The following is a 25,958-nucleotide window of genomic DNA, read 5'->3' as shown; positions in this document are numbered from 1 at the left end:
TGGCGTCCGGGGCACCCGCTCCCGGCGCCTTCCCTGCCCTCGCCGCGCATGAAACAGACCACTGACCACACTCCTTCCCACGCTGCGCCCTCTGCCCCGGACTCGCTGGAGCAGTTGCGCGCGCAGTACGCCCGGGATCGCGGGCGCTGGATAGGCTCGCTGCTGGCGCCCACCATGGGCCGGCGCGGCGTGCGCCTGGTGCTTCAGCACCTGAGCGATCTGGCCGACACGCTGCTGCGCGCGCTGTGGCATCGCGCCGGCATGCCGCCCGAGGCCTGCCTGGCCGCCGTGGGCGGCTTCGGGCGCGCCCAGCTGTTTCCCTATTCCGACATCGACGTGCTGGTGCTGCTGCCAGCCGCCGGCACGGCAGATGCCGAACTGGCCTCGCGCATCGAGAAATTCATCGGCAGTTGCTGGGACGCGGGCCTGGAGATCGGCTCCAGCGTGCGCACGCTGGCCGAATGCCTGGAAGAATCCGAGCGCGACCTGACGGTGCAGACCGCCCTGCTGGAATCACGCCGCATCTGCGGCAGCGAGCCGCTGTTCGCCGAGTTCCAGACGCGCTACCAGGCCCAGATGAACGCGCGCGCCTTTCTGTCCGGCAAGCTGCTGGAAATGCGCCAGCGCCACAACAAGTACGAGAGCACGCCCTACTCGCTGGAGCCCAACTGCAAGGAATCGCCCGGCGGGCTGCGCGATCTGCACACCATGATCTGGCTGGCCCGTGCCGCAGGCCTGGGCAGCAGCTGGCAGGCCCTGGCCGGCAAGGGGCTGATCACCGATTTCGAGCGCCGGCAGCTCGAGGACAACGAAGCCCTGCTGAGCCTGATACGTGCGCGCCTGCACGCGGTGGCGGGCCGGCATGAGGACCGCCTGGTCTTCGACCAGCAGACTGCCGTGGCCGAGGCCTTCGGCTACCGCTCCACCTCGGCCGAGGGGCGCAAGCTGGCCATGCGCGCCAGCGAGACGCTGATGCGCCACTACTACTGGGCGGCCAAGGCCGTGACCCAGCTGTGCCAGATCCTGCGGCTGAACATCGAGGAGCGGCTGAACCCGCGCCCCACGCCGCGCATCCGGCTGAACTCGCGCTTCTACGAGAAGGCCGGCACCATCGAGGTGGCCAGCGACGATCTCTACGAGCGCGAGCCGCACGCCATCCTCGAAACCTTTCTGATGTACGAGACCCATGTGGGCCTCACCGACCTGTCGGCACGCACGCTGCGCGCGCTGTACGGCGCGCGTGACCTGATGGACGCGGCCTTCCGGCGCGACCCGGTCAACCGCGCCACCTTCATGAAGATCCTGCAGCAGCCCAGCGGCATCACGCACGCCATGCGGCTGATGAACCAGACCTCGGTGCTGGGGCGCTACCTGTGGCCGTTCCGGCGCATCGTGGGCCAGATGCAGCATGACCTGTTCCACGTCTACACGGTGGACCAGCACATCCTCATGGTGCTGCGCAATGTGCGGCGCTTTTTCATGGCCGAGCATGCGCATGAGTACCCGTTCTGCTCGCAGCTGGCCAGCGGCTGGGACAAGCCCTGGCTGCTGTACGTGGCCGCGCTGTTCCACGACATCGGCAAGGGCCGCGGCGGCGACCACTCCATCATCGGCGCCGTGGAGGCCAAGCGCTTTTGCCGCGCCCACGGCATTGCGCGCGCCGACGCCGAGCTGATCGAATTCCTCGTGCGCGAGCACCTGACCATGAGCCAGGTCGCGCAAAAGCAGGATCTGTCGGACCCCGAGGTGATCCAGGCCTTTGCCGAGCGCGTGGGCAACGAGCGCAATCTCACGGCCCTGTACCTGCTGACCGTGGCCGACATCCGCGGCACCAGCCCCAAGGTCTGGAGCGCCTGGAAGGGCAAGCTGCTGGAGGACACCTATCGCCTGACCTTGCGCGTCATGGGCGGGCGCGCGCCCGATGCAGCCGCCGAAATCGAGGCCCGCCGCCGCGAGGCCCTGGTGCAGCTGGCACTGACAGCCCAGCCCTTCGAATCGCACAAGAAGCTCTGGGACACGCTGGGCGTGGACTATTTCATGCGCCACGAGGCAGCCGACATCGCCTGGCACACGCGCCACCTGTCGCGCCACGTGGGCACCACCCGCCCCGTGGTGCGCGCGCGCCGCTCCCTGGCCGGCGAGGGGCTGCAGGTGCTGGTCTACGCGCCTGACCAGCCCGATCTGTTCGCACGCATCTGCGGCTACTTCGACCGGGCGGCCTTCTCCATTCTGGATGCGCGCGTGCACACGGCCCACAACAGCTATGCGCTGGACACCTTCCAGGTGGTCGCGCCCGCCATGCAGGAGCAGTACCGCGAGCTGATGCACATGGTCGAGAACGACCTGGTCGCCGCGCTGATGCAGGGCGGGCCGCTGCGCGAGCCATCCCCCCGGCGCCTGTCGCGCCGCGTCAAAAGCTTTCCCTTTGCGCCGCGCGTCACGCTGCAGCCCGACGAGAAAGCCCAGCACTGGCTGCTGTCCATCTCGGCCACGGACCGGGCCGGCCTGCTCTACACCGTGGCGCGCATCCTGGCCCAGCACCACCTGAGCGTGCAATTGGCCAAGGTCAGCACGCTGGGCGAGCGCGTGGAAGACAGCTTTCTGATCGAGGGCGCCGAACTGCAGAACAACCAGCGCCAGCTGCTCATAGAAACCGAGCTGCTGCAGGCCTTGGCGGTCTGAGCTTGCGGCGAAAAAAAGGCCCGCCCTGTCAACCAGGGCGGGCCTTTTGCATCCAGGCGCTGGCGCGGGTGCGGCCGTCAGTGCATGGCGGCCGCAGGCGCCGACACCGTGGCCACTTGCTTGCCCTCGCGGTCATAGAGCTTGCCATCGACCACCCGGTCGCCATCGGCCAGGGCAGACAGCACGGCCTCGCTGAGCACGCGCTCCGAACCTGCGCCGAACACCGAAGGCTGCTCGGGGTTGCCCTGCTTGAAGTGGTTGAAGACCAGGTTCAGCAGCAGCACGGTCACCGCCGTGGAGCTGATGCCCGAATGGAACATGGTGGCAAACCAGTCCGGGAAGTGGTGATAGAAGTCCGGCTTGACCATGGGCAGCACGCCCATGCCGATGGACGCCGCCACGATGATCAGGTTCATGTTGTTGTGGTAGTCCACCTTGGCCAGCGTGCGGATGCCGCTGGCCGCCACCGTGCCAAAGAGCACCAGGCCCGCGCCGCCCAGCACCGAGGGCGGCACGCAGGCCACGATGCGCCCCATGATGGGCAGCAGGCCGAAGGCGATCAGGATGAGGCCGCTGAAGGCCACGACATAGCGGCTCTTGATGCCCGTGACCGCGACCAGGCCCACGTTCTGGGCAAAGGCGCTCTGCGTGAACGAGCCGAAGAACGGGGCCACCACGCTGGACAGCATGTCGGCGCGCAGGCCGTCGGCCAGACGGCGCGAATCCACGCGGGTGCCCACGATGTCGCCCACGGCCAGGATGTCGGCCGAGGTTTCCACCAAGGTCACCAGGATCACGATGGACATGGAAAGGGTCGCCGCCAGGCTGAAGGTCGGCCAGCCGAAGTGCAGCGGCATGGGCACGGCGAACCAGGCGCCGCTGCCCACCTCGGAAAAGTCGGACTTGCCGATCATGGCCGCCACCGCCGTGCCGATGACGATGGCCAGCAGGATGGACAGGCGCGAGATCATGGCGTTGCCCAGCTTGCTCAGCGCCAGCACGATGACCAGCGACAGGCCCGCCAGCCCGATGTTGCCCATGCTGCCGTAGTCGGCTGCCTGGGGATTGCCGCCCATGGCCCAGTGGGCCGCCACCGGCATCAGCGACAGGCCGATGATGGTGATCACGCAGCCATTGACCAGCGGCGGGAAAAACCGGGTGAGCTTGGAAAAAATGGGCGCAATGATCAGGCCGAACACCGAGGCAAAGAGCACGGCGCCCAGCACGCCCTGCATGCCGCCGCCCGTGTGCAGGATGCTGACCATGGTGGCCACGCCCGAGAAGGACACGCCCTGCACCAGCGGCAGGCGCGAGCCGAAGAACGGAATGCCCAGCGTCTGCAGCAGCGTGGCCAGCCCGCCCATGAAAAGGCAGGCCGTGATCAGCAGGCCCGTGTCCGAGGCCGACATGCCGGCCGCATTGGCCATGACCAGGGGCACGGCCACGATGCCTCCGTACATGGTCAGCACATGCTGCAAACCATAGAGGGTGTTGGCCGTGAGGCCGAGTTGCTCGTCCTCCGGGCGGATGTCTGCGCCCAGGGCCGGCGCATTGCCAGAACTTTTTTCCATCGCTGTCTCCTTGTCCTCTTGTTCACAGAACGCCGGACAAGTTCGCGGCAGCCGGGGGGCGTCAGGCACGCCCCCGCGCGCCCTTGGCCGCCGACCCGATAGGCCGCGCTCTCCTGCATCCTGCATCGCGAAGCCCGGTGGCTGCTTGGCAGCTCTTGGCGGGCGAACGCACACAATCCCCGCCTTGGCGGGAAGTGCCAATGTACGGCGCCAGCATGGAAAAATTGTCTACCGATTTGTATACAAAGACCTGACCGCAGATCCTTGAATACGGGCGGCGACCGCCCGCTCAGTCGTCCTCGGCCGCGCTGATGCCGGGGAACAGCACATCGGTGAAGCCGAACTGGCTGAAGTCGCGCATGCGCATGGGATAGAGCTTTCCCCAGAGGTGGTCGCACTCATGCTGGACCACGCGCGCATGAAAGCCATCCACCGTGCGGTCGATGGCATCGCCAAACACATCGAAGCCCGTGTAGCGGATATGGTTCCAGCGCGGCACCATGCCGCGCATGCCGGGCACGGACAGGCAGCCCTCCCAGTCGAGCTGTTCATCCTCGCCAATGGGCGTGATGACCGGGTTGATGAGCACGGTGCGCGGCACCACGGGCGCGTCGGGGTAGCGCGGATTGGGCAGGCCGGAGCCGAACACCACCATCTGCAGGTCCACGCCAATCTGCGGAGCGGCCAGCCCCGCGCCGTTGGCTGCATGCATGGTGTCCAGCAAATCGCTGAGCAGCAGGTGCAGTTCGTCGGTGTCGAATTCGGTCACGGGCTGGGCGACGCGCAGCAGGCGCGGATCGCCCATCCTCAAAATGGTGCGGACAGTCATGGCAGTGCAAGGCTATGCATGTAAATGTGGGTTGCCAAGCATAGCGGCCGCCCGGCTCCCGGCCGCCCCCTGGCCACCTCTTGGCTACCTCTTGGCCGCCATGGCCACAGCGCGCTGGCACAATCGCAGCATGCCCAGCACCGCCAGAGAGTCATCCACCGCGTCCCCAGAGGACCGTGAGGCAGGCGCGCAGCAAATACCCACGGCACAGGCCCTGGAGCCCGAGGCCACTGCGCAGGCAGGCACGGCGCAGGCCTTCCATGATGACGATCCCCCTCCCCTGCACCGCATGCCGGCCGCCCCGTTGCGCTGGGCGCTGCAGCTGTTTGCCTGCCTGAGCCTGGCGACTGGCATTGCCGGCATCTTCATTCCAGGATTGCCCACCACGGTGTTCGTGCTCATGGCCGGATGGGCCGCAGCGCGCAGCTCGCAGCGCATGCACACTTGGCTGTGGCGCCATCGCCTGTTCGGCCCCATGCTGCGCAACTGGGCACGGGGCGGCTGCGTGAGCCGGCGCGCCAAATGGAGCGCCAGCGCCATGATGAGCCTGTGCGCCGTGATACTGCTGTGGACACGCCCGCCCGCCTGGGTGCAGGCCGTGGCGCTGACCTCCATGGGCTGCGTGCTGGTATGGCTGTGGTTCAGGCCCGAGCCTTGATGGCGCCGGGAGCCCGAGGGGCCGCTGCTGCAGGCCCTTCCGAAAAAAATCCCCCGAGTTTTCTGCGACGTGTTTTTTACGTCATATAATCTAGGTCTTGTTCCTCAATAGCTCAGTTGGTAGAGCGCCGGACTGTTAATCCGTAGGTCCCTGGTTCGAGCCCAGGTTGAGGAGCCAAAAGAATTTCAAGATCTTGCAACCGCACAAGATCTCTGTCGATAGACGTGTATTCCTCAATAGCTCAGTTGGTAGAGCGCCGGACTGTTAATCCGTAGGTCCCTGGTTCGAGCCCAGGTTGAGGAGCCAAATTTCAGTGGCCTTGCAATCGCACAAGACCCAACGCCAACATATTCCTCAATAGCTCAGTTGGTAGAGCGCCGGACTGTTAATCCGTAGGTCCCTGGTTCGAGCCCAGGTTGAGGAGCCAGATGAAAAGCCCGCATGCCGACGCATGCGGGCTTTTTTGTTGGGTCAGGCTGCACGCACCATGCCCACGGTGGGCGTGTTCGGCGGCGACGCAGTGGCGGCGGGCTCCACGGTGACGGGCTTGCTGTGCCTGGCATGGGCGCGGCGCGAGACATGGGCGGCACGGGATTGCTCGACACCCTCTTCCCATGCGCGCAGCTCCTCTTCCAGCCGCGCGGCGCGTTCCGCATACATGTCGGCGGAGGACTTGTAGTACTCCGCGGCAATGGTGTGCTCCAGCATCGCCATGCGGGCTTCCTGCAGGTAGGCCCGGGTGCGACGGATATAGCGCGGCTCGGCAAGGCTTGCGCCAAAGATTTTGCTGAAAAACATCGCTCATCCTCCTTCGATGCCTTCACAGCGAAAGCCAAGCATCCGCAAGAAGACGGAACCAGCATAGCCCAAGCCTGCCATGCGGCACTGTCCCCTGGCGCGACAAGGCCGCGTAGGAGGTTCACCTACCCCGGCCAGGCGATTCCCCCGCATCCACGCCGCCCTCTTCAGCATGGTTTGTGCAAGACTGCGGCTGCAGAGAATACGAAACCATCTCCTCCGTCCGCACCCGATCATGTCCCATCCCCTCCCATGGCTCATCCCCCACCAGGCCTTCCCTCCTGTGGAGACGGCATGGGGACCCAACGACCCCATCCCGGGCCTACTGGCCGCAGGCGGCACTCTGGATGCGGCGCACCTGCGCATCGCCTACAGCCAGGGGATTTTTCCCTGGTTCAGCGAAGGCCAGCCCACACTGTGGTGGTCGCCCGATCCACGCATGGTGCTGCAGACATCGCAGTTCCGGCTGCACCGCAGCCTGCGCAAGACATTGCAGCGCTTTCGCACCACGCCGGGCTGCGAGATCCGCATCGACAGCGCGTTCGAGACCGTGATGCAGCACTGCGCCCAGACGGTGCGCCATGACCAGGATGGCACCTGGATCGTGCAGGAAATTCTTGACGCCTATGCCGACCTGCACCACCAGGGTGCAGCCCACAGCGTGGAGACCTGGGTGGATGGACGCCTGGTGGGCGGCCTGTATTGCGTGGCACTGGGCCGCGCCGTGTTTGGCGAATCCATGTTTGCGCATGCCACCGACGCATCCAAGATCGCGCTGGCAGCCCTGGTTGCGCTGTGCAGACACCAAGGCGCCGCGCAGATCGATTGCCAGCAGGCGACGCAGCATCTGGCCTCGCTGGGCGCACGCGAAATGCCGCGCGCCCGGTTCCTGCAGACCGTGGCCGAGCAAAGCCAGCTGCCGCCCATGCGCTGGCAGTTCGAAAACGTATACTGGGACGCGTTGCTGCCACCGTCCGGTGAGGCCGGCGACACATCACCGGCTGCCGCCAGAACACCATGACGCACCCGAACGATCTTCCGCTGCAGGCCCTGCAGTTCTATGCCACCGCCGCTTACCCTTGCAGCTACCTGGATGGCCGGCTGGCGCGTTCGCAAGTGGCCACGCCCAGCCATCTGATCCAGAACAGCGCCTATTCGGAGCTGGTTTCACTGGGTTTTCGCCGCAGCGGAATGTTCACCTACCGGCCGTATTGCGACGGCTGCCGCGCCTGCGTGCCGATGCGCATCCTGGTCCACGACTTCCGCCCCGACCGCAGCCAGCGCCGCGCCGCCGTGCGCCACGCCGATCTCACGGCATCGATCCAGCGCCTGCACTACTCGAACGAGCACTACCAGTTGTACCTGCGCTACCAGCAAAGCCGCCACAGCGGCGGAGGCATGGACCATGACAGCGTGGACCAGTACACCCAGTTCCTGCTGCAAAGCCGCGTCAACTCGCGCCTTGTGGAGTTTCGCGCGCCCGCGGCCGATGGCGGCATCGGCACGCTGAAGATGGTCTCCATCCTCGATGTACTGGAAGACGGGCTGTCTGCCGTCTACACCTTCTACGAGCCCAACGACCCCGCCAGCTACGGCACCTTCAATGTGCTGTGGCAGATCGACCAGGCCCGGGCCATGAGCCTGCCCTATGTCTACCTGGGCTACTGGATCGCCGACAGCCAGAAGATGAATTACAAGGCGCGCTTCCTGCCCCATGAGGTGCGCGTTGCCGAGCGCTGGCAGCGCGTGGATCAGCTGCCGCGCTGATACAGCGTCACTCCCTCCCTTTTCAGCGACATTTCTTATGCGCATAGCCGCTGTTTGCTGGCGGCACATATGCCGCCATGCCATGGTCGCCGCTAGAATGACCGAATGCCGAAACCCCACTCCGCCTCATGAAAAAAAACGATAACGCGGCCTCCCCCAAGCCCAGCGTCCAGGTTCTGGAACGCATGTTCACGTTGATCGACGTGTTGGCCTCGCGCGAGGAAGCGGTATCGCTCAAGGAGATCAGCGAGCGCACCGGCCTGCACCCCTCCACCACGCACCGCATCCTCAACGATCTGGCCATCGGCCGCTTTGTCGATCGTCCCGAATCGGGCAGCTACCGCCTGGGCATGCGCTTCCTGGAACTGGGAAATCTGGTCAAGGCCCGCCTGAGCGTGCGCGAAGCGGCCCTGATTCCCATGCGCCAGCTGCACAAGCAGATCCAGCAACCGGTCAGCCTCAGCGTGCGCCAGGGCGATGAAATCGTCTATGTGGAACGCGCCTACAGCGAGCGCTCCGGCATGCAGGTGGTGCGCGCCATCGGCGGCCATGCGCCGCTGCACCTGACATCCAACGGCAAGCTGTTCCTGGCGGCGGACGACGCGCAGCAGGTCCGCGCCTACGCCACGCGCACCGGCCTGCCCGGCAAGACGCATTTCAGCATCACGCGGCTGGCCGACATGGAAAACGAACTGGACAAGGTGCGCCACCATGGCGTGGCCCGCGACAACGAAGAGCTGGAGCTGGGCGTGCGCTGCATGGCCGCCGGCATCTACGACGACCAGGGCAAGCTGGTGGCCGGCCTGTCCATCTCCGCCCCCGCCGACCGGCTGGACGAAAGCTGGATGTCCAAGCTCCAGTCCACCGCACAGGAGATCTCGGGCGCCCTGGGCTTCAACGCAACCCGCCCGGCAGCACCGCCACCCAACCCCTACGCGCGCAGCAGCCACTGATCAGGGCGCTGCAATCAGCAAGCGGCAAGACGACCAGCGATCAAAAACAACAAAGGCGCCCAAGGCGCCTTTGTTGTTGAGGGCAAAGAAACTCAGCCCTTGACCTTGTGGATCATGGAATCGCCAGCCACCTGACCCATGGACTCCACCCAGTGGCGCACGCGCTCGGCATCGCCGAGGCGGCTGAACTTTCCGGCCGAATCCAGGAAGACCATGATGATCTTGCGGCCAGCCACCTGCGCCTGCATCACCAGGCAGCGACCCGCCTCGGAGATGTAGCCGGTCTTTTGCAGGCCGATGTCCCAGGTGGGGCTCATCACCAGGCGATTGGTGTTGTTGTACTGCAGCGTGCGACGGCCCACGGCCACTTCGTAGCCGGGCGAGGTGGTGTACTCGCGCACCAGCGGATCGCTGTGCGCCACATTCACAAGCACAGCCAGATCACGGGCGCTGGACTGGTTGCGGCTGGACAGGCCGGTAGGCTCCACGTAGCGGGTATCGGTCATGCCAAGCAGGCGCGCCTTGGCATTCATCTGCTGCACGAAGGCATCCAGGCCACCCGGGAAAGTGCGACCCAGGGCATGGGCAGCACGGTTTTCACTGGACATCAGGGCCAGGTGCAGCATCTCGGCGCGCGTGAGCGTGGTGCCCACGGCCAGGCGAGAGCTGCTGCCCTTTTCGGTATCCACGTCGTCCTGCGTGATGGTGATGGTCTCATCCATCGGCAGATGGGCCTGGGAAATCAACAGGCCCGTCATCAGTTTGGTCAACGAGGCGATGGGCAAGACGGCATGGTCGTTCTTGCTCAGCAGCACCTCATGGGTGTCCTGGTCCAGGACCAGGGCCACGCTGCTCTTGAGATCCAGAGGATCGGCCACCGCATGCAGGCCGGCCATCTGGCCGAAGGACAGGCGCGGCTCGTAGGCAACGGCGCGAATGGGGCTGGCAACGCTGCGTGCAGCGATGCGGCTGGGCTGGCGCGCGCTCTTGGCAACGCGCTTGCCCTGAGGAGCGGCCGTGGCGCGCTCCTTCACCGCCTTCTTCTTGACAGGGGCCACGGCCACCTGTTTCTTGGCAACTTTCTTGGCGGGCGCGGCATGCGCGCCCGGGGCAGCAAGAGCACAACTCAGGGCAAGAAAAGACATGACCTGAGCAAATCGACCGAGGCGGGCACGGCGTAGGGTGGGCATGAGAAATGCTCCAAGCAGCAAGAATTTGTGACTAGACCTTACATTAATCGAAAAAGTCGCACTGTGACAATAACTTGTGCGACTTTTCGATAATTTAAATGAAATTATAAGGCGAGTGCTTACCCCTGCGCAGCCACGATCTCTGCATTGCTGTGTAATTTGTTCAGCGCGCTCAGATAGGCCTTGGCCGAGGCCACGACGATGTCCGGGTCCGCGCCCACGCCGTTGACCACGCGCCCGCTGCGCTGCAGGCGAACGGTCACTTCGCCTTGGCTCTCGGTGGAGCCGCTGATGGCGTTGACCGAGTACAGCAGCATCTCGGCTCCGCTCTTCACCTCGGACTCGATGGCCTTGAACGAGGCATCGACCGGGCCGTTTCCATCCGATTGCGCCTTGATCTCACGGCCGTCGCGGCTGAACACCACCGAAGCGTGTGGACGCTCACCCGTTTCGCTTTGCTGGGCCAGCGAGATGAACTGGAAGGGATCGGCCTGCTGATGGGCATCCTGCTCCGTCACCAGGGCCAGGATGTCCTCGTCGAAGATCTCGCTCTTGCGGTCGGCCAGCTCCTTGAAGGCAGCAAAGGCCGTATTGATCGCGGCTTCGCTGTCGAGCTCCACGCCCAGCTCCTGCAGGCGCTGCTTGAAGGCATTGCGGCCACTGAGCTTGCCCAGCACGATCTTGTTGGCGCTCCATCCCACATCCTCGGCACGCATGATCTCGTAGGTGTCGCGCGCCTTGAGCACGCCATCCTGATGGATGCCCGAGGCGTGGGCGAAGGCGTTGGCGCCCACGACGGCCTTGTTGGGCTGCACGACGAAGCCCGTGGTCTGGCTGACCATGCGGCTGGCGGCCACGATGTGCTGGGCATCGATGTTGACGTCCAGGCCGAAGTAGTCCCTGCGCGTCTTGATGGCCATCACCACCTCTTCGAGCGAGCAGTTGCCGGCGCGCTCACCCAGGCCGTTGATGGTGCACTCGATCTGGCGCGCGCCGCCGAGCTTGACGCCGGCCAGCGAGTTGGCCACGGCCATGCCCAGGTCGTTGTGGCAGTGCACGCTCCAGACCGCCTTGTCGCTGTTGGGCACGCGCTCGCGCAGGTTCTTGATGAAGGCGCCATACAGCTCGGGGATGGCGTAGCCCACGGTATCGGGCACGTTGATGGTGGTCGCGCCTTCGGCAATCACCGTCTCGATGACGCGGCACAGAAAGTCCGGGTCGCTGCGGTAGCCGTCCTCGGGGCTGAACTCGATGTCGGCGATCAGGTTGCGCGCAAAGCGCACCGACTGGCGCGCCTGCTCCAGCACCTGGTCGGGCGTCATGCGCAGCTTTTTCTCCATGTGCAGCGCACTGGTGGCGATGAAGGTGTGGATGCGCGCGCGGTTGGCGTCCTTCAGAGCCTCGGCCGCACGGGCGATGTCGCGGTCATTGGCACGGGCCAGCGAGCAGATGGTGGAGTCCTTGATGGCGCGCGCAATGGCCTGCACCGACTCGAAGTCGCCATTGGAACTGGCCGCAAAACCGGCCTCGATCACATCGACCTTCAGCCGCTCGAGCTGACGCGCGATGCGCAGCTTTTCGTCACGGGTCATGGAGGCACCGGGCGACTGCTCGCCGTCACGCAAGGTGGTGTCGAAAATGATCAATTGTTCGGTCATGGGGAGTCTCGTCTTTCTTGTGGATGCGAAGCTCCTGCCCACGGGCAGGCGATGAAAAAAGCCGGTGCGCTTGTGGCTGCACCGGCTAGGGAACGGAATTTAAGCGGCAACCGCCTCCTGCGCCGCCGCCTTCTTGGCAGAAGGCACGCGCTGCAAGCCGGACATGATGGCCCGGAACGAAGCGGAGACGATATTCGCATCAACCCCGACGCCATAGCACACATGCGACTCGTCAACGCGCAGCTCCACGTAGGCGATGGCCTTGGCGTTGGCGCCCTCGCCGATGGCATGCTCGTTGTAGTCCAGCACGCGCACGGCCCGGCCGCAGTGCTCGCTCAGCGCCTGCACGAAGGCGTCGATCGGGCCCGTGCCCTCGGCCTCGACCGTGCGCTTGCCGCCCTCGACGGCCAGGTCGGCCGACAGGCTGACCACACCATCGTTCTCGCTCAGCCGGTAGTGCGGCGCCTGCATGGATTGCAGGCCGTATTCGCGCTGGAACAGATTCCACAGGTCGGCCGCAGCCAATTCCTTGCCGCTGGCATCCATCTCGCGCTGCACGACCTGGCTGAACTCGATCTGCAGGCGGCGCGGCAACTGGAGGCCATATTCGCTTTCAAGCAAATAGGCGATGCCGCCCTTGCCCGACTGGCTGTTGACGCGGATCACGGCCTCATAGCTGCGGCCCAGGTCCTTGGGATCGATGGGCAGATAGGGCATGTCCCAGACGTCGCCTTCCTTGCGGTCGGCGAAGGCCTTCTTGATCGCATCCTGGTGCGAGCCAGAGAAGGAGGTGTAGACCAGATCGCCCACGTAGGGATGGCGCGGGTGCACGGGCAACTGGTTGCAATGCTCGACCGTGCTGCGGATGCCGTCGATATCGGAGAAATCCAGCCCGGGCGACACGCCCTGGATGTACATGTTCAGCGCCACGTTGACCACGTCGAGGTTGCCCGTGCGCTCGCCGTTGCCGAACAGGCAGCCTTCGAGGCGGTCGGCACCGGCCATCAGCGCGAGCTCGGCCGTGGCCGTGCCCGTGCCGCGATCGTTGTGGGGATGGACGGACAGCACGATGGAATCACGGCGCTGGATGTGGCGGTGCGTCCACTCCACCATGTCGGCAAACAGATTGGGCGTGGAATGCTCCACCGTGGTGGGCAGGTTGATGATGCACTTGCGTTCGGGCGTGGGCTGCCATACCTCGGTGACGGCATCGATGACGCGCTTGGAAAACTCCAGCTCGGTGTCCGAATACATCTCGGGCGAGTACTGGAAGGTCCATTGCGTCTGGGGATAGCCGGCAGCGATCTCGTTGAACATGCGGGCATTGGTGGTGGCCAGCTCGACGATCTCGTCTTCGCTCATGTTCAACACCACGCGGCGCATCACGGGCGCGGTGGCGTTGTAGAGATGGACGATGGCACGGGGCACGCCTTCGAGCGCCTCGAAGGTACGGCGGATGAGGTGCTCGCGTGCCTGGGTCAGCACCTGGATGGTCACGTCATCGGGAATGCGGTTTTCCTCGATGAGCTTGCGCATGAAGTCGAACTCCACCTGCGAAGCGGAGGGGAAGCCGACCTCGATCTCCTTGAAGCCGATCTTCACCAGTTGCTCGAACATGCGCATTTTGCGATCGATGTCCATGGGCTCGATCAACGCCTGGTTGCCATCGCGCAGGTCCACGCTGCACCAGATCGGAGCCTTGGTAATCGTCGCGTCGGGCCAGCTGCGATTTTGCAGACGCACGGGAGCGAAAGCGAACGGACGGTACTTGGTCGAAGGGTTTTGCAACATGGCTGAAGTGCTTTCTATCGTCTAGGTAAAAACAAGACCCACCTGCTCCAGCGACCCCACAAATGCAAAACGGCCCGTCGCTGGTGCAAACGGGCCGTGAAAGTAGGTATGTACGCGCGCGCTACTGTCTCTGCCCGTTGGACATCAGTAGTAGAGCTAGCGACAGGTATTGCATTCGGATGACTTTAGCACAGGTTCACAAAGGCTGTGAAGATGCTGCACCGCATCACTTGTGCAGGCCGCGCTCCTCGGGCTCGTCGGTCGAAGTGCTGATGACGCTGGTGCGCTGGCCCTTGGCCTTGCGCCAGGCGTAGACGCCATAGCCCGAGAAACCGTAGAGCAGGAACACGCCGAACAGCACGATGGGTGGGTGGATGTTGATGATGGCGATGCCCAGGGCGATCAGCACGATGGCGGCAAACGGCACGCTCTTCTTGAAGTGCACGTCCTTGAAGCTGTAGAACGGCACATTGGTGACCATGGTCAGGCCCGCGTACAGCGTCAGGAAGAACATGATCCAGGTGATCTGCGTCCAGCTCAGCCAGGCATCCTGGCCGCGCAGCAGGCCCGCTTCGTCCAGCAGCCAGATGAAGCCCGTGACCAGCGCCGCAGCAGCAGGCGAAGGCAGGCCCTGGAACCAGCGCTTGTCCACCGTGCCGGTATTCACGTTGAAACGCGCCAGCCGCAGTGCGGCGCAGGCGCAATAGACAAAGGCGGCAATCCAGCCCCAGCGGCCAATGCCCTTGAGCGCCCATTCATAGGCGATCAAGGCCGGAGCGGCACCGAAGGACACCATGTCCGACAGCGAGTCCATCTGTTCGCCAAAGGCGCTTTGCGTATTGGTCATGCGTGCCACGCGGCCGTCAAGACTGTCCAGCACCATGGCGCAGAACACGCCTGCGGCAGCCAGTTCAAAGCGGCCATTCATGGCCATCACGATGGCGTAGAAGCCACCGAACAGCGCGGCCAGCGTGAACAGGTTGGGCAGGATGTAGATACCCTTGCGGCGCTTGCGCACCACCACGCCCTCAATCTCGTTGGACTCATTGTGGTTTTGCATCAATCCAGCCTCCAGCACAGCGCCTACGGGCGCGGGCAGCTATTAAAACGATAGTATTCTAAGGGAGCGGACCGCGCCGCCCCGAAAGAGTCAGTGTACCTTCGCGCTGCCCCCTTCCCTGCACGAAAAAGGCCACCCGTCGGGGTGGCCTTGTCCTGCACCTTGCGTAGGCCGCTTGCGCGACCCAGGCAAGATGGAATGCAGCAATCTCAGTTGCGGCTCTGGTCAACCAGCTTGTTCTTGGAGATCCAGGGCATCATGGCGCGCAGCTGGCCACCGACCTTCTCGATGGCGTGGTCGGCGTTCATGCGGCGGCGGGCCGTCATGCTCGGGTAGTTGGTGCGACCTTCCTGGATGAACATCTTGGCGTATTCGCCCGTCTGGATGCGCTTCAGGGCAGCACGCATGGCTTCGCGCGACTTGTCGTTGATGACTTCGGTACCCGTCACGTACTCGCCGTATTCGGCGTTGTTCGAGATCGAGTAGTTCATGTTGGCGATGCCGCCTTCGTACATCAGGTCCACGATGAGCTTGAGCTCATGCAGGCACTCGAAGTAGGCCATTTCGGGAGCGTAGCCGGCTTCTGTCAGGGTCTCGAAGCCCATCTTCACCAGTTCCACCGCGCCGCCGCACAGGACGGCTTGCTCGCCGAACAGGTCGGTCTCGGTTTCTTCCTTGAAGTTGGTCTCGATGATGCCGCCCTTGCCGCCACCGTTGGCCATGGCATAGGACAAGGCCAGGTCACGCGCCTTGCCGGACTTGTCCTGGTACACGGCGATCAGCGAAGGCACGCCGCCGCCCTTGAGGTATTCGGAGCGCACGGTGTGGCCAGGACCCTTGGGGGCGACCATGATCACGTCCAGATCGGCGCGGGGCACGACCTGGTTGTAGTGGATGTTGAAGCCGTGGGCAAAGGCCAGCGTGGCGCCCTGCTTGATGTTGGGGGCCACGTTGTTGGTGTAGACCTCGGGGATGTTCTCATCCGGCAGCAGGATCATGACCAGGTCGGCGGCCTTCACGGCGTCGTCGACTTCCGCGACGGTCAGGCCAGCCTTGGCGACCTTGTCCCAGGAAGCGCCGCCCTTGCGCAGGCCGACCACGACCTTCACGCCGCTTTCGTTCAGGTTTTGAGCATGTGCGTGGCCCTGGCTGCCGTAGCCGATGATGGCAACGGTCTTGCCCTTGATCAGGCTCAGGTCACAGTCCTTGTCGTAGAAAACTTTCATGTTGGCTCCAGGCTTCGTGTGTGTAGGGGTTGAAAGGGGAAGGGGACAGGTTTCAGGTTCAGATGCGTCGCAGCGCATCAAACGCGCAGGATGCGTTCGCCGCGGCCGATGCCGCAGGAGCCGGTGCGCACGGTTTCCAGAATGGCCGTGCGGTCCAGCGCCTGCAGGAAGGCGTCGTTCTTGGATTGGTCGCCGGTCAGCTCGACCGTGTAGCTCTTTTCGGTCACGTCGATGATGCGGCCGCGGAAGATGTCCGCCATGCGCTTCATCTCCTCGCGTTCCTTGCCCACGGCGCGGACCTTGACCATCATGAGCTCGCGCTCGGTATAGGAGCCTTCGGTCAGGTCCACGACCTTGACGACCTCGATCAGGCGATTCAGGTGTTTGGTGATCTGCTCGATCACGTCTTCGGAGCCATTCGTCTGAATGGTCATGCGCGACAGCGATGCGTCTTCCGTGGGGGCCACGGTCAGCGATTCGATGTTGTAGCCGCGGGCCGAGAACAGGCCCACCACGCGCGACAAGGCTCCCGGCTCGTTTTCGAGCAGCACGGCAATGATGTGTTTCATGAAAGAAAGATTCCTCTTTTCGCTGCCCTCCCCCGGCGCCGGTAAACGTCGGGCTTGGCAGGCAATAGATTCGTCAAAGGGGCCGCCTCGAGGACGGCTCACTGGAACGGATGCGGCAGGAATGAACCCGGGCAGATCCCGCAAGGGACCATGCTCAGAGGTCGTCAGCTCCCAGCAGCATCTCGGTGATCCCACGGCCGGCCTGCACCATGGGGAACACATTCTCGGTGGGATCGGTACGGAAGTCCATGAACACCGTGCGGTCCTTGAGCTTGCGTGCCTCGCGCAGGGCGGGCTCCACGTCCTCGGGGCGCTCGATCAGCATGCCCACGTGGCCATAGGCCTCGGCCAGCTTCACGAAGTTGGGCAGCGAGTCCATGTAGCTGCTGCTGTAGCGGCCCGAGTACTCGATCTCCTGCCACTGGCGCACCATGCCCAGGTAGCGGTTGTTCAGCGACACCACCTTGACCGGCGTGTTGTACTGCAGGCAGGTGGCCAGCTCCTGGATGTTCATCTGGATGGAGCCTTCACCCGTGATGCAGAACACCTCGGACTCGGGCTTGGCCAGCTTGATGCCCATGGCGTAGGGCAGGCCCACGCCCATGGTGCCCAGGCCGCCGGAGTTGATCCAGCGGCGCGGCTCGTCGAAGCGGTAGTACTGCGCGGCCCACATCTGGTGCTGGCCCACGTCGGACGTGATGTAGGCATCGGCGTCGCGGGTCATGTTCCACAGCGTCTCCACCACGTACTGCGGCTTGATGACCGAGCCATCGCCACGGCTGTACTGCAGGCAGTCGCGGCTGCGCCAGCCTTCGATGGTCTCCCACCATTGGCCCAGGGCCGCTGCGTCGGGACGGGCACTTGCCTCGCGGATCATGGAGATCAGCTCGGTCAGCACCTCCTTGACGTCGCCCACGATGGGCACGTCCACCTTCACGCGCTTGGAGATGGAAGAGGGATCGATGTCGATGTGGATGATCTTGCGCTCCACCGACATGAAATGCTTGGGGTTGCCGATCACGCGGTCATCGAAGCGTGCACCCACCGCCAGCAGCACGTCGCAGTTCTGCATGGCATTGTTGGCTTCGATGGTGCCGTGCATGCCCAGCATGCCCAGGAACTTGCGGTCGCTGGCCGGATAGGCACCCAGGCCCAGCAGCGTATGCGTGACCGGGTAGCCCAGCATGTCCACCAGCGTGCGCAGCTCGTTGCAGGCATTGCCCAGCAGAACGCCGCCGCCCGTGTAGATATAGGGTCGCTTGGCGGCCAGCAGCAACTGCAGCGCCTTGCGGATCTGGCCGGCATGGCCCTTGCGCACCGGGTTGTAGGAGCGCATCTCCACCTTGTCGGGGTAGCCGGCGTAGAGCGCCTTCTTGAAGGACACGTCCTTGGGAATGTCCACCACCACGGGGCCGGGACGGCCGGTGCGCGCGATGTGGAAGGCCTTCTTCATCGTGTCCGCCAGCTCGCGCACATCCTTCACCAGGAAGTTGTGCTTGACGATGGGGCGGGTGATGCCGACGGTGTCGCATTCCTGGAACGCATCGGTGCCGATGTAGGCCGTCGAGGTCTGGCCGCTGATCACGACCAGGGGAATGGAATCGGTATAGGCGGTGGCAATGCCGGTCACGGCGTTGGTCAGGCCGGGACCCGAGGTCACCAGGGCCACGCCGACTTCACCCGTGGCACGGGCAAAACCGTCTGCCGCATGCACGGCCGCCTGTTCGTGGCGCACCAGCACATGCTGAATGGAATCTTGTTTGTAGAGGGCGTCGTAGATGTACAGAACCGCACCGCCCGGATAGCCCCAAAGCTGCTTGACACCTTCGGCCTGCAGGGACTTGACGAGGATCTCGGAGCCCATCAGCTCCTGGGATGCATGGGACTGCGACGCCGCTGCTGCCGCGCTGGAGTACTCGGCTTTGGAAATTTCCATGATCAACCTTTGTGAATTTCTCTAACGAAAAACCTTGGGTGCCCCTTGCCTGAAGCCCTTGTGAGGCCGGTGCGGGACTTAGGACCAACAGACATGGGCGAGTGAGTAAACGCCGGACCGTGACCCGTTTGCCTTTTTGAATTGCAGCAGACATTATCGCACTGCAACAAGCCTGCGCGCCATCCTGCGAAAAAAATTGACAGTGCGGTGCGATAATCAGGCCCCGCACCCGTTCAGCCCCTCATCAACGAGCCCCTCATCCGGGCCTGCGTTCCTTTTGGCAACCGAGCAAGAACTATCCGACTTCCTCAAAAGCGTAGAAAAGCGAGCCTTCAAGCGCAGCTTTTTCCACGTCCGGGATGAGGAGGCGGCGCTGGACATCGTGCAGGACAGCATGCTCAAGCTGGCGCAGCACTATGGCGACAAGCCCATCACCGAGCTGCCCATGCTGTTCCAGCGCATCCTGTCCAACAGCACGCTGGACTGGTTTCGCAGGCAAAAAACGCAGAACGCCCTCTTCACCCGCATGAGCGACCTGGAGGCATCGGCCGGCGACGATGCGGACTTCGACTGGCTCGAAACCTATGCCGACTCCGCCCAGAACGGTGAAACCGCCCGCAGCGCCGAGGATCTGACCGAGCGGGCCCAGACTTTGCAAAGCATTGAAAAAGAGATACAGGAGCTTCCAGCACGTCAACGCGAAGCTTTCCTGATGCGTTATTGGGAAGAGATGGACGTCGCGGAGACCGCTGCCGCGATGGGGTGTTCCGAAGGAAGTGTAAAAACACATTGTTTCCGCGCCATCCAGACATTGAGCAAGGCACTGAAGGCCAAAGGAATCGAGCTATGAAGACTGCGCCCACTCTCCACAGCGAAATGGCGGCCGACCGCATCGCACGCCGGATCACCGCGCGCCTGGGCGACGGCGAGGCGTTGCTGCCATACGACATCACCGAACGGCTGCGGGCCGCGCGCGAGCGTGCCCTGTCCGTTCGCCGGCGCGAGCTGCGCGCTGCGCCGCTGCAGACCGCCAACGCAATCCAGGCCCAGGGCGGCACGCTGACGCTGGGCTCGGGCGACGAAGGCGGCACCTGGTGGCGCGCCCTGATCTCGGCCGTGCCGGTGCTGGCGTTGATCGTTGGCCTGGTGGTCGTCAACGTGCAGACGGACCAGACAGGTCTGACCGAGGTTGCCGAGGTGGATACCGCCCTGCTGACCGATGATCTGCCGCCCGCCGCCTACGCCGACCCCGGCTTCATCCAGTACCTGAAGACTTCGGCCACCAACACGGAACGCTGATCCCCGCCTTGCCTGCCTGCATGCCCACTGATTCACGCGCCGCGTTCCACCGCTCAGCCGCCGCCATCCTGGCGGCGGTGCTGTTGATGGCGCTGGCCTGGACCGGCTGGCGCGTCGTGCAGCAGGTAAGGCTGGCACCCAGCACCGTCTCGCCGGCCACGATCGCAGCCTCCAAGACCCTGCACGGTGATGCGGCCACGCGCCAGCGCGCCACGGACCTGGCCTCCGGCCCGCGCTGGGCAGAGCTGACACCGGCGCAGAGCAGCGTGCTTGAACCCCTGTCCGAGCGCTGGTCCATGATGGACGCGCTGCAAAAGCGCCGCTGGATGGCGCTGGCCGAGGGCTGGGACAAGCTCAGTGAAAAAGAGCAGGAAAAGCTGCGCGATCGCATGCAGACCTGGTCCAGCCTCAGCGCCCAGCAGCGCAGCCAGGCCCGCCTGAATTTCGCCCTGACCAACCGCCTGGCCACGGACAAGCGCGCCCAGTGGGAGGCCTACCAGGCGCTCAGCGACGAGGAAAAACGCCTGCTGGCCGCGCGCGCCGCGCCCAAGGCCAAGGGCGCCGCCACTGCCATAGAACCTGTTGCGCCCAAGCGGCTGGCGCGGATTCCGGCAGCCTCGGTGGCTCCGGCCACCATTCCGAATCCGCCGAAGATTCCGCCCGCCACCATCTACAACCCGCCGCTTCCCGTGCCCCAGGCCCCATCGCCTGCGGCCGTGGAAACCCATCCCGTGCGCCCGCCGGCGCTGGTGGAGACGGCGCCTGTCGAGGTGCCCTCGGCCACGCCCATGCCTTTGCCGCCCATGGAACTGCATGACAGCCCCGATGCTGCATCCCAGCCATCGCACGGCGAAGCGCCCCCCTCGCATTGACGCACTGACGCACCGATCTCCCCGTCCGCATGACGAACGCCACATCCCCCGCCTCCACCACGGCAGCCGCAACCGCAGCCTCCCCACAGATGGCCCCGCGACTGGCGCGGCGCATGGCCTGCTGGCTCTACGAGGGCATGCTGCTGTTCGGCGTGGTCTTCATTGCAGGCTATCTGTTCGGCACCCTGTCGCAGACGCGCAATGCCATGGACAACCGCCATGGGCTGCAGGCCTTCATGTTCGTGGTGCTGGGCATCTATTTCGTCTGGTTCTGGTCCAAGGGCCAGACGCTGGCCATGAAGACCTGGCACATCCGCCTGGTGGATGCGGCAGGCCAGCCCGTCAGCCAGTTGCGCGCGCTGCGGCGCTATGTGTTCAGCTGGATCTGGCTGCTGCCGCCGCTGGCGGCCTATTCGACCGGCGTGCCTGCACTGACCACGCTGATGCTGCTGGTGCTGTGGGTGGCGCTCTGGGCACTTCTGAGCCGCTTGCATCCGCGCCGCCAGTTCTGGCATGACGCATGGGCTGGCACCCAGTTGATCCACCAGGCACCGGCACCCAGGAAAAAGCGCTGACAGGCCCAGAGGCAGCGTCGCATCTCCTACACTCGCAAGCATGCCCGCCGCATCTCCCGACCCGACCGACAGTGCACCTGTCAATCCCCAGAAAAGCCGCACAGGCCTGACGCGTGTCTGGCACGCGGCGGGCTATTCGCTGTCAGGCCTTCGCGCCGGATGGAATGAAAAAGCCTTCCGCCAGGAAGCGCTGGCTGCCATCGTGCTGATCCCTGCCGCCTTCTGGCTGGCAAGCAGCTGGATCGAGGTCGCACTGCTGGCGGGCACGGTCTTGCTGGTGCTGATCGTGGAGCTGCTCAACAGCGGCATCGAGGCCGTGGTCGATCGCATAGGCCCCGAATGGCACGTTCTGTCCAAGCAGGCCAAGGACATGGGCAGCGCGGCCGTGATGCTGGCGCTGCTGCTGTGCGCCGGCGTCTGGCTGGCCGCCCTCTATCAACGGTTCATTGCATGACAAATCCCACGTTTTCCATTTGTGTGTATTGCGGCTCGCGTCCCGGCGACCAGCCCGGATTCATCGAGGCGGCCCGCGCCACCGGCCGCTGGATCGGCGAGCACGGCGGCCAGCTGGTCTATGGAGGCGGCCGCAGCGGCCTGATGGGCGAGGTGGCCGAGGCCACGCGGCAGGCCGGCGGCCGCGTCGTGGGCGTGATTCCGCAGGCGCTGGTGGACAAGGAATTGGCCAACCATGCCTGCGACGAGCTGCATATCGTCCAGACCATGCACGAGCGCAAGGCCATGATGGCCGAGCGCAGCGATGCCTTCGTCGCCCTGCCCGGCGGCATAGGCACCTTCGAGGAATTGTTCGAGGTCTGGACCTGGCGCCAGCTGCGCTACCACGACAAGCCCATCGGCCTGCTCAATGTGGATGGCTACTACGACAGCATGCTGCAGTTCCTGCAGACCTGCGTGGGCCACGGCTTCATGGGCGAGTGGCAGATGGGATTGATCGAAAGCGGCAGCGACATCCCCACGCTGCTGCAATCCCTGGTGCAGAACGCCGGCACGGGCCTGGAGACGGCCCCCTTGCGCGCCGTGATCTGAACCGAAGCGGAAACGAAAGCGGCCACCCTGCAGAGGATGGCCGCCAGCGTCGAGATATCAGGAATGCAGGGCGCCGAATGCGCCCTGCCCTGCTCCCGGACTCAAATGGCTCCGTCGTCGAGCTCGCCGGTACGAATGCGCACCACGCGCTCCACGGCAGTGACGAAGATCTTGCCGTCACCGATCTTGCCCGTGCGCGCCACGTTGACGATGGCGTCCACGCAGCGGTCCACGTCCTCGGTGCGGACCACGACCTCGATCTTCACCTTGGGCAGGAAGTCCACCACGTACTCAGCGCCGCGGTAAAGCTCGGTATGGCCCTTCTGGCGGCCAAAGCCCTTGACCTCGGTGACGGTCAGGCCGTTGACGCCGCAGTCGGCCAGTGCCTCGCGGACCTCTTCCAGCTTGAACGGCTTGATGATGGCGGTGATCATTTTCATGGGGTGAACTCCTCAGTGCATGCAATACGGGGCAAGACGGCTGGCCGGGAAACCCCGCCGCCTCAGGTGCTTCAAGCGCGAAAGCGGTTGGTGATGGGGTAGCGCCAATCCTTGCCGAAGCTGCGGCGCGTCAGTCGCGGCCCCACGGGCGCCTGCCGGCGTTTGTACTCGTTGATCTGGATCAGGCGCGTCACTCGCTCCACATCGGCGCTGGCGTATCCGTCGGCCACGATGGAGGCGATGCTTTCGTTATTTTCCATGTAACGGCGCACGATGGCATCGAGCACCTCATAAGCGGGCAGGCTGTCCTGGTCTTTCTGGTCCGGGCGCAGTTCGGCGCTGGGCGGGCGCGTGATGATGCGATCCGGGATGGGGTCCAGCCCCGTGCCGAACGGATCGTTGGCATTGCGCCAGCGCGCCAGCGCAAAGACCTCGGTCTTGAGCACGTCCTTGATCACGGCAAAGCCGCCGGCCATGTCGCCATAGAGCGTGCAGTAGCCGGTGGACATCTCGCTCTTGTTGCCCGTGGTCAGGACCACGGAGCCGAATTTGTTGGACAGGCCCATCAGCAAGGTGCCACGGATGCGGGCCTGCAGGTTTTCTTCGGTCGTGTCCTCGGCGCGGCCTGCAAAGGCCGGGGCCAGCGCGGCCTTGAAGGCCTCGAACTGCGGTGCGATGGAGATTTCGTCGTAGCGCACGCCCACGCGCTCGGCCATGTCACGCGCGTCGATCCAGCTGATGTCGGCCGTATAGGGCGAAGGCATCATCACCGTATGCACCTTGTCCGCGCCCAGTGCATCGACTGCAATCGCCAGCACCAGGGCCGAGTCGATACCGCCCGACAGGCCCAGCAGGGCGCCGGGGAAACGGTTCTTGCCCACGTAGTCGCGCACGGCCAGCACCAGGGCGGACCACAGCGCCGGCAGGTGCCCTGGCTGCGCAACCACCTCGCCTGCCAGCACCAGCCCCTGCCCCTGCCCGCCCGTGCGGACCTCCACCCGCGGCAAGGCCTCGGCAAATGCCGGTGCACGCGCGGCAATGGAGCCGTCCGCCTGCACGGCAAAGGAGCTGCCATCAAAGACGATTTCATCCTGGCCACCGACCAGATGTGCGTAGACCAGGGGCAGGCCCATCTCGCACGCACGCGCGGCCAGCGTGGCTTCGCGTTCGGCCTGCTTGCCCTCATGGAAGGGCGAGGCATTGATCACGGCCAGCAATTGCGCACCGGCCTGGGCAGCTGTGCGCGCGGGTTCGGGATGCCAGGCGTCCTCGCAGATCAGCAAGCCCACGCGCACGCCCTGCACTTCGATCACGCAGGGCGATTGGCCGGCCACAAAGTACCGCTGCTCGTCGAACACGCCGTAGTTGGGCAGGCACTGCTTGGCATGGCTGCATTCCACGCGCCCGTCGCGCAGCACGCTGGCCGCATTGCGCAACGCGCCACCGGCGCCCGGGTCGCGCCAGGGATGGCCCAGCACCAGCGCCAGGCCCGGCCACTGCACGGTCTCCCGCGCGAGCTGCTGCACGGCCTGATCGCAGGCATCCAGAAAGGCGGGGCGCAGATACAGGTCTTCGGCTGCATAGCCGCACAGGGCAAGCTCGGGAGTCAGCAGCAAGCGTGCTCCCGTGGCATAAGCTTCACGGGCTGCGGCAATGATTTTCTGGACATTGCCGGGCAGGTCGCCCACGACAAAGTTGAGCTGGGCAGTGCAGATGGAGAGCGTCATGGAATGCAATGGAGCCAACAGGGCCGACAAGGCCACCCCACAGCGAAAGGCGGCAGCGCGCGTCACACCGGCCCGCAAGGAATGGCATGGCTGAAACCGCAATTATCACCCGCGTGCTGGACAGCGTGCAGCAGCTCGATGCCCAGGCCTGGAATGCGCTGCTGGCATCGCAGGCCGCGCCCACGCCCTTCATGCGCCACGAGTACCTGAGCGCTCTGGAATCCAGCGGCAGCGCCGTGCCGCAAACCGGCTGGGCCGGCCGCGTGGTCACGCTCTGGCAGGGCGGCGAGCTGGTTGCCGCCTGCCCGGTCTACGCCAAGGCGCACTCCTATGGCGAGTACGTGTTCGACTTTGCCTGGGCACGTGCCTACGCACAGCACGGGCTGGACTACTACCCCAAGGGCGTGCTGGCCGTGCCTTTCACGCCCGTGCCGGGCAGCCGCCTGCTGGCGCGCACGCCCTTGCTGCGTGCAGCCCTGGTGCGCGCGGTGCGCGAATGGGCCCAGGCGCAGCAGCTGTCCTCGCTGCACCTGCTGTTCAGCGATGCCGAGGATCTGGCAGCCTGCGATGCCGACGGCTGGATGCAGCGCAGCACCGTGCAGTTCCATTGGAGCAACCAGGGCGCCGATGGCGCCGGGCACGGCGATTTCGACCACTTCCTGGCGACGCTGAACCAGGAAAAGCGCAAGAAGATACGCCAGGAAAGGCGCAAGGTGCATGAGGCCGGCGTGCGCTTTCGCGCCCTGCACGGGCCGGACATGGGCGCACAGGACTGGGCCTTTTTCTACCGCTGCCACGAGCGAACCTACCTGGAGCATGGCAACGCCCCGTACCTCGAACCGGCCTTCTTCGAGGCCATGGCGCGCCAGATGCCCGAGGCCTGGCTGATGTTCATCGCCGAGCGCGACGGCCAGCCCATTGCCTGCAGCCTGATCGCGCTGGATGCTGCGGCCGCAAGGCTGTCAGCGGGCCATCCGGACGGGCGCGCCCACGCACCGCAGACCCCGCAGGGAACGGCCTACGGCCGCTACTGGGGCGCACTGGAGCGCGTGGATTGCCTGCATTTCGAGGCCTGCTACTACCAGCCCATCGCCTGGTGCATAGAACGCGGCATTGCGCACTTCGAGGGAGGCGCCCAGGGCGAGCACAAGATGGCGCGGGCACTGCTGCCCGTGGTCACCCCCAGCGCCCACTGGATTGCCCACCCGTCCTTTGCCGATGCCATCTCGCGCTTTCTGGACCGCGAGGGCGAGGGCATGGCCGGCTATCTGCAGGAGCTGCAGGCCCACAGCCCGCTGCGCCAGGGGTAGGGC

At 64.9% G+C, this 25,958-nt stretch carries 24 protein-coding genes and 3 tRNA genes; 15 read left to right on the top strand and 12 right to left on the bottom strand.

Features of this window, described 5'->3' with window-relative positions; translation table 11 throughout:
* Positions 1 to 48 precede the first annotated feature (48 nt).
* The gene (locus tag ACFPFG_RS28470) at positions 49 to 2,682 is read left to right on the top strand and encodes a [protein-PII] uridylyltransferase (RefSeq protein WP_183021718.1); all 2,634 of its coding nucleotides are present in this window, start codon (positions 49 to 51) and stop codon (positions 2,680 to 2,682) included.
* A 77-nt stretch (positions 2,683 to 2,759) separates the two neighbouring features.
* On the opposite strand, the gene ACFPFG_RS28465 is transcribed toward ACFPFG_RS28470, so the two are convergent.
* Positions 2,760 to 4,253 (bottom strand): nucleobase:cation symporter-2 family protein, encoded by a 1,494-nt coding sequence (locus ACFPFG_RS28465; protein WP_183021719.1) that lies wholly within the window; start codon positions 4,251 to 4,253, stop codon positions 2,760 to 2,762.
* Between the two features lie 289 nt (positions 4,254 to 4,542).
* The gene (def, locus tag ACFPFG_RS28460; protein WP_183021720.1) at positions 4,543 to 5,082 is read right to left on the bottom strand and encodes a peptide deformylase; all 540 of its coding nucleotides are present in this window, start codon (positions 5,080 to 5,082) and stop codon (positions 4,543 to 4,545) included.
* Between the two features lie 289 nt (positions 5,083 to 5,371).
* On the opposite strand from def, the gene ACFPFG_RS28455 reads away from it, so the two are divergent.
* From ACFPFG_RS28455 to ACFPFG_RS28440, 4 genes are all read left to right on the top strand, one after another.
* Complete coding sequence (locus ACFPFG_RS28455) at positions 5,372 to 5,740, top strand: YbaN family protein (RefSeq protein ID WP_049801494.1); 369 nt, start codon at positions 5,372 to 5,374, stop codon at positions 5,738 to 5,740.
* Positions 5,741 to 5,841: 101 nt separating this feature from the next.
* Positions 5,842 to 5,917, top strand: a tRNA-Asn gene (locus tag ACFPFG_RS28450).
* A gap of 53 nt (positions 5,918 to 5,970) precedes the next feature.
* Positions 5,971 to 6,046: transfer RNA gene (locus ACFPFG_RS28445), tRNA-Asn, on the top strand.
* 45 nt (positions 6,047 to 6,091) lie between these two features.
* Positions 6,092 to 6,167 (top strand) — tRNA-Asn (locus ACFPFG_RS28440).
* A gap of 44 nt (positions 6,168 to 6,211) precedes the next feature.
* On the opposite strand, the gene ACFPFG_RS28435 is transcribed toward ACFPFG_RS28440, so the two are convergent.
* The gene (locus ACFPFG_RS28435; protein WP_374622604.1) at positions 6,212 to 6,538 is read right to left on the bottom strand and encodes a hypothetical protein; all 327 of its coding nucleotides are present in this window, start codon (positions 6,536 to 6,538) and stop codon (positions 6,212 to 6,214) included.
* 235 nt (positions 6,539 to 6,773) lie between these two features.
* Here ACFPFG_RS28435 and aat point away from each other — a divergent pair, with 235 nt between their 5' ends.
* The 3 genes from aat (at position 6,774) to ACFPFG_RS28420 (ending at position 9,258) form a co-directional block, all read left to right on the top strand.
* On the top strand, positions 6,774 to 7,559 hold the full coding sequence (gene aat / locus ACFPFG_RS28430; RefSeq protein ID WP_183021723.1) for a leucyl/phenylalanyl-tRNA--protein transferase: 786 nt from the start codon (positions 6,774 to 6,776) through the stop codon (positions 7,557 to 7,559).
* The gene (locus ACFPFG_RS28425) at positions 7,556 to 8,305 is read left to right on the top strand and encodes an arginyltransferase (protein ID WP_380109272.1); all 750 of its coding nucleotides are present in this window, start codon (positions 7,556 to 7,558) and stop codon (positions 8,303 to 8,305) included. The genes aat and ACFPFG_RS28425 overlap by 4 nt, the downstream gene beginning before the upstream one ends.
* A gap of 128 nt (positions 8,306 to 8,433) precedes the next feature.
* Positions 8,434 to 9,258, top strand: coding sequence for an IclR family transcriptional regulator (locus ACFPFG_RS28420; protein ID WP_013801509.1), 825 nt, complete (start codon positions 8,434 to 8,436; stop codon positions 9,256 to 9,258).
* A 92-nt stretch (positions 9,259 to 9,350) separates the two neighbouring features.
* Here the strand turns inward: ACFPFG_RS28420 and ACFPFG_RS28415 are convergent, their stop codons facing one another.
* The 7 genes from ACFPFG_RS28415 to ACFPFG_RS28385 all read right to left on the bottom strand — a co-directional run bounded on the left by ACFPFG_RS28415 (position 9,351) and on the right by ACFPFG_RS28385 (position 18,688).
* Entirely contained in the window at positions 9,351 to 10,448 is a 1,098-nt protein-coding gene (locus tag ACFPFG_RS28415; protein WP_183021725.1) for a serine hydrolase, read from the bottom strand.
* Positions 10,449 to 10,567: 119 nt separating this feature from the next.
* Positions 10,568 to 12,106 (bottom strand): 2-isopropylmalate synthase, encoded by a 1,539-nt coding sequence (locus ACFPFG_RS28410; protein ID WP_197955712.1) that lies wholly within the window; start codon positions 12,104 to 12,106, stop codon positions 10,568 to 10,570.
* Positions 12,107 to 12,205: 99 nt separating this feature from the next.
* Positions 12,206 to 13,897: a 2-isopropylmalate synthase gene (gene leuA, locus ACFPFG_RS28405; RefSeq protein WP_197955710.1), complete on the bottom strand. Its 1,692-nt coding sequence runs from the start codon at positions 13,895 to 13,897 to the stop codon at positions 12,206 to 12,208.
* 226 nt (positions 13,898 to 14,123) lie between these two features.
* Positions 14,124 to 14,957 carry a CDP-diacylglycerol--serine O-phosphatidyltransferase gene (gene pssA / locus ACFPFG_RS28400; RefSeq protein WP_012206663.1) on the bottom strand — a complete coding sequence of 278 codons (834 nt, stop codon included), beginning with the start codon at positions 14,955 to 14,957 and terminating at the stop codon, positions 14,124 to 14,126.
* 209 nt (positions 14,958 to 15,166) lie between these two features.
* A complete protein-coding gene (gene ilvC / locus ACFPFG_RS28395) occupies positions 15,167 to 16,183 on the bottom strand; it encodes a ketol-acid reductoisomerase (RefSeq protein WP_183021728.1) in 1,017 nt (338 codons plus the stop codon).
* A gap of 77 nt (positions 16,184 to 16,260) precedes the next feature.
* On the bottom strand, positions 16,261 to 16,752 hold the full coding sequence (ilvN, locus tag ACFPFG_RS28390; protein ID WP_012206665.1) for an acetolactate synthase small subunit: 492 nt from the start codon (positions 16,750 to 16,752) through the stop codon (positions 16,261 to 16,263).
* Between the two features lie 154 nt (positions 16,753 to 16,906).
* On the bottom strand, positions 16,907 to 18,688 hold the full coding sequence (locus ACFPFG_RS28385; protein WP_013801506.1) for an acetolactate synthase 3 catalytic subunit: 1,782 nt from the start codon (positions 18,686 to 18,688) through the stop codon (positions 16,907 to 16,909).
* A gap of 277 nt (positions 18,689 to 18,965) precedes the next feature.
* Between ACFPFG_RS28385 and ACFPFG_RS28380 the strand changes: the two genes are divergently transcribed.
* From ACFPFG_RS28380 to ACFPFG_RS28355, 6 genes are read left to right on the top strand one after another with little or no spacing between them, the layout of a single operon-like run.
* Entirely contained in the window at positions 18,966 to 19,538 is a 573-nt protein-coding gene (locus tag ACFPFG_RS28380) for an RNA polymerase sigma factor (protein WP_374622593.1), read from the top strand.
* The gene (locus ACFPFG_RS28375) at positions 19,535 to 19,987 is read left to right on the top strand and encodes a DUF3619 family protein (RefSeq protein ID WP_380109267.1); all 453 of its coding nucleotides are present in this window, start codon (positions 19,535 to 19,537) and stop codon (positions 19,985 to 19,987) included. Before ACFPFG_RS28380 ends, ACFPFG_RS28375 begins: the two co-directional genes overlap by 4 nt.
* A 20-nt stretch (positions 19,988 to 20,007) precedes the next feature.
* Entirely contained in the window at positions 20,008 to 20,859 is an 852-nt protein-coding gene (locus ACFPFG_RS28370; RefSeq protein WP_380109265.1) for a DUF3106 domain-containing protein, read from the top strand.
* A 29-nt stretch (positions 20,860 to 20,888) separates the two neighbouring features.
* Positions 20,889 to 21,434 (top strand): RDD family protein, encoded by a 546-nt coding sequence (locus ACFPFG_RS28365; protein WP_380109263.1) that lies wholly within the window; start codon positions 20,889 to 20,891, stop codon positions 21,432 to 21,434.
* 40 nt (positions 21,435 to 21,474) lie between these two features.
* The gene (locus tag ACFPFG_RS28360; protein WP_183021733.1) at positions 21,475 to 21,888 is read left to right on the top strand and encodes a diacylglycerol kinase; all 414 of its coding nucleotides are present in this window, start codon (positions 21,475 to 21,477) and stop codon (positions 21,886 to 21,888) included.
* Entirely contained in the window at positions 21,885 to 22,478 is a 594-nt protein-coding gene (locus ACFPFG_RS28355; protein ID WP_012206672.1) for an LOG family protein, read from the top strand. Before ACFPFG_RS28360 ends, ACFPFG_RS28355 begins: the two co-directional genes overlap by 4 nt.
* Positions 22,479 to 22,579: 101 nt before the next feature.
* On the opposite strand, the gene ACFPFG_RS28350 is transcribed toward ACFPFG_RS28355, so the two are convergent.
* Positions 22,580 to 22,918 (bottom strand): P-II family nitrogen regulator, encoded by a 339-nt coding sequence (locus tag ACFPFG_RS28350; RefSeq protein WP_012206673.1) that lies wholly within the window; start codon positions 22,916 to 22,918, stop codon positions 22,580 to 22,582.
* A 71-nt stretch (positions 22,919 to 22,989) separates the two neighbouring features.
* Positions 22,990 to 24,645, bottom strand: coding sequence for an NAD+ synthase (locus tag ACFPFG_RS28345; protein WP_374622583.1), 1,656 nt, complete (start codon positions 24,643 to 24,645; stop codon positions 22,990 to 22,992).
* An 86-nt stretch (positions 24,646 to 24,731) separates the two neighbouring features.
* Here ACFPFG_RS28345 and ACFPFG_RS28340 point away from each other — a divergent pair, with 86 nt between their 5' ends.
* Complete coding sequence (locus ACFPFG_RS28340; protein WP_312376005.1) at positions 24,732 to 25,955, top strand: GNAT family N-acetyltransferase; 1,224 nt, start codon at positions 24,732 to 24,734, stop codon at positions 25,953 to 25,955.
* Positions 25,956 to 25,958 lie beyond the last annotated feature (3 nt).

It is taken from the genome of Delftia deserti (assembly GCF_042653485.1).
Taxonomy (GTDB): domain Bacteria; phylum Pseudomonadota; class Gammaproteobacteria; order Burkholderiales; family Burkholderiaceae_C; genus Comamonas; species Comamonas acidovorans.
The sequence above is the reverse complement of the archived record's forward strand: the minus strand, read 5'-3'. Positions and strand labels throughout refer to the sequence as shown.

Excerpts from the sequence above, each read along its gene's own strand:
- ACFPFG_RS28470 (WP_183021718.1), top strand. The coding sequence starts at position 49 with ATGAAACAGACCACTGACCACACTCCTTCCCACGCTGCGCCCTCTGCC.
- ACFPFG_RS28465 (WP_183021719.1), bottom strand. The coding sequence starts at position 4,253 with ATGGAAAAAAGTTCTGGCAATGCGCCGGCCCTGGGCGCAGACATCCGC.
- def (WP_183021720.1), bottom strand. The coding sequence starts at position 5,082 with ATGACTGTCCGCACCATTTTGAGGATGGGCGATCCGCGCCTGCTGCGC.
- ACFPFG_RS28455 (WP_049801494.1), top strand. The coding sequence starts at position 5,372 with ATGCCGGCCGCCCCGTTGCGCTGGGCGCTGCAGCTGTTTGCCTGCCTG.
- ACFPFG_RS28435 (WP_374622604.1), bottom strand. The coding sequence starts at position 6,538 with ATGTTTTTCAGCAAAATCTTTGGCGCAAGCCTTGCCGAGCCGCGCTAT.
- aat (WP_183021723.1), top strand. The coding sequence starts at position 6,774 with ATGTCCCATCCCCTCCCATGGCTCATCCCCCACCAGGCCTTCCCTCCT.
- ACFPFG_RS28425 (WP_380109272.1), top strand. The coding sequence starts at position 7,556 with ATGACGCACCCGAACGATCTTCCGCTGCAGGCCCTGCAGTTCTATGCC.
- ACFPFG_RS28420 (WP_013801509.1), top strand. The coding sequence starts at position 8,434 with ATGAAAAAAAACGATAACGCGGCCTCCCCCAAGCCCAGCGTCCAGGTT.
- ACFPFG_RS28415 (WP_183021725.1), bottom strand. The coding sequence starts at position 10,448 with ATGCCCACCCTACGCCGTGCCCGCCTCGGTCGATTTGCTCAGGTCATG.
- ACFPFG_RS28410 (WP_197955712.1), bottom strand. The coding sequence starts at position 12,106 with ATGACCGAACAATTGATCATTTTCGACACCACCTTGCGTGACGGCGAG.
- leuA (WP_197955710.1), bottom strand. The coding sequence starts at position 13,897 with ATGTTGCAAAACCCTTCGACCAAGTACCGTCCGTTCGCTTTCGCTCCC.
- pssA (WP_012206663.1), bottom strand. The coding sequence starts at position 14,957 with ATGCAAAACCACAATGAGTCCAACGAGATTGAGGGCGTGGTGGTGCGC.
- ilvC (WP_183021728.1), bottom strand. The coding sequence starts at position 16,183 with ATGAAAGTTTTCTACGACAAGGACTGTGACCTGAGCCTGATCAAGGGC.
- ilvN (WP_012206665.1), bottom strand. The coding sequence starts at position 16,752 with ATGAAACACATCATTGCCGTGCTGCTCGAAAACGAGCCGGGAGCCTTG.
- ACFPFG_RS28385 (WP_013801506.1), bottom strand. The coding sequence starts at position 18,688 with ATGGAAATTTCCAAAGCCGAGTACTCCAGCGCGGCAGCAGCGGCGTCG.
- ACFPFG_RS28375 (WP_380109267.1), top strand. The coding sequence starts at position 19,535 with ATGAAGACTGCGCCCACTCTCCACAGCGAAATGGCGGCCGACCGCATC.
- ACFPFG_RS28370 (WP_380109265.1), top strand. The coding sequence starts at position 20,008 with ATGCCCACTGATTCACGCGCCGCGTTCCACCGCTCAGCCGCCGCCATC.
- ACFPFG_RS28365 (WP_380109263.1), top strand. The coding sequence starts at position 20,889 with ATGACGAACGCCACATCCCCCGCCTCCACCACGGCAGCCGCAACCGCA.
- ACFPFG_RS28360 (WP_183021733.1), top strand. The coding sequence starts at position 21,475 with ATGCCCGCCGCATCTCCCGACCCGACCGACAGTGCACCTGTCAATCCC.
- ACFPFG_RS28355 (WP_012206672.1), top strand. The coding sequence starts at position 21,885 with ATGACAAATCCCACGTTTTCCATTTGTGTGTATTGCGGCTCGCGTCCC.
- ACFPFG_RS28350 (WP_012206673.1), bottom strand. The coding sequence starts at position 22,918 with ATGAAAATGATCACCGCCATCATCAAGCCGTTCAAGCTGGAAGAGGTC.
- ACFPFG_RS28345 (WP_374622583.1), bottom strand. The coding sequence starts at position 24,645 with ATGACGCTCTCCATCTGCACTGCCCAGCTCAACTTTGTCGTGGGCGAC.
- ACFPFG_RS28340 (WP_312376005.1), top strand. The coding sequence starts at position 24,732 with ATGGCTGAAACCGCAATTATCACCCGCGTGCTGGACAGCGTGCAGCAG.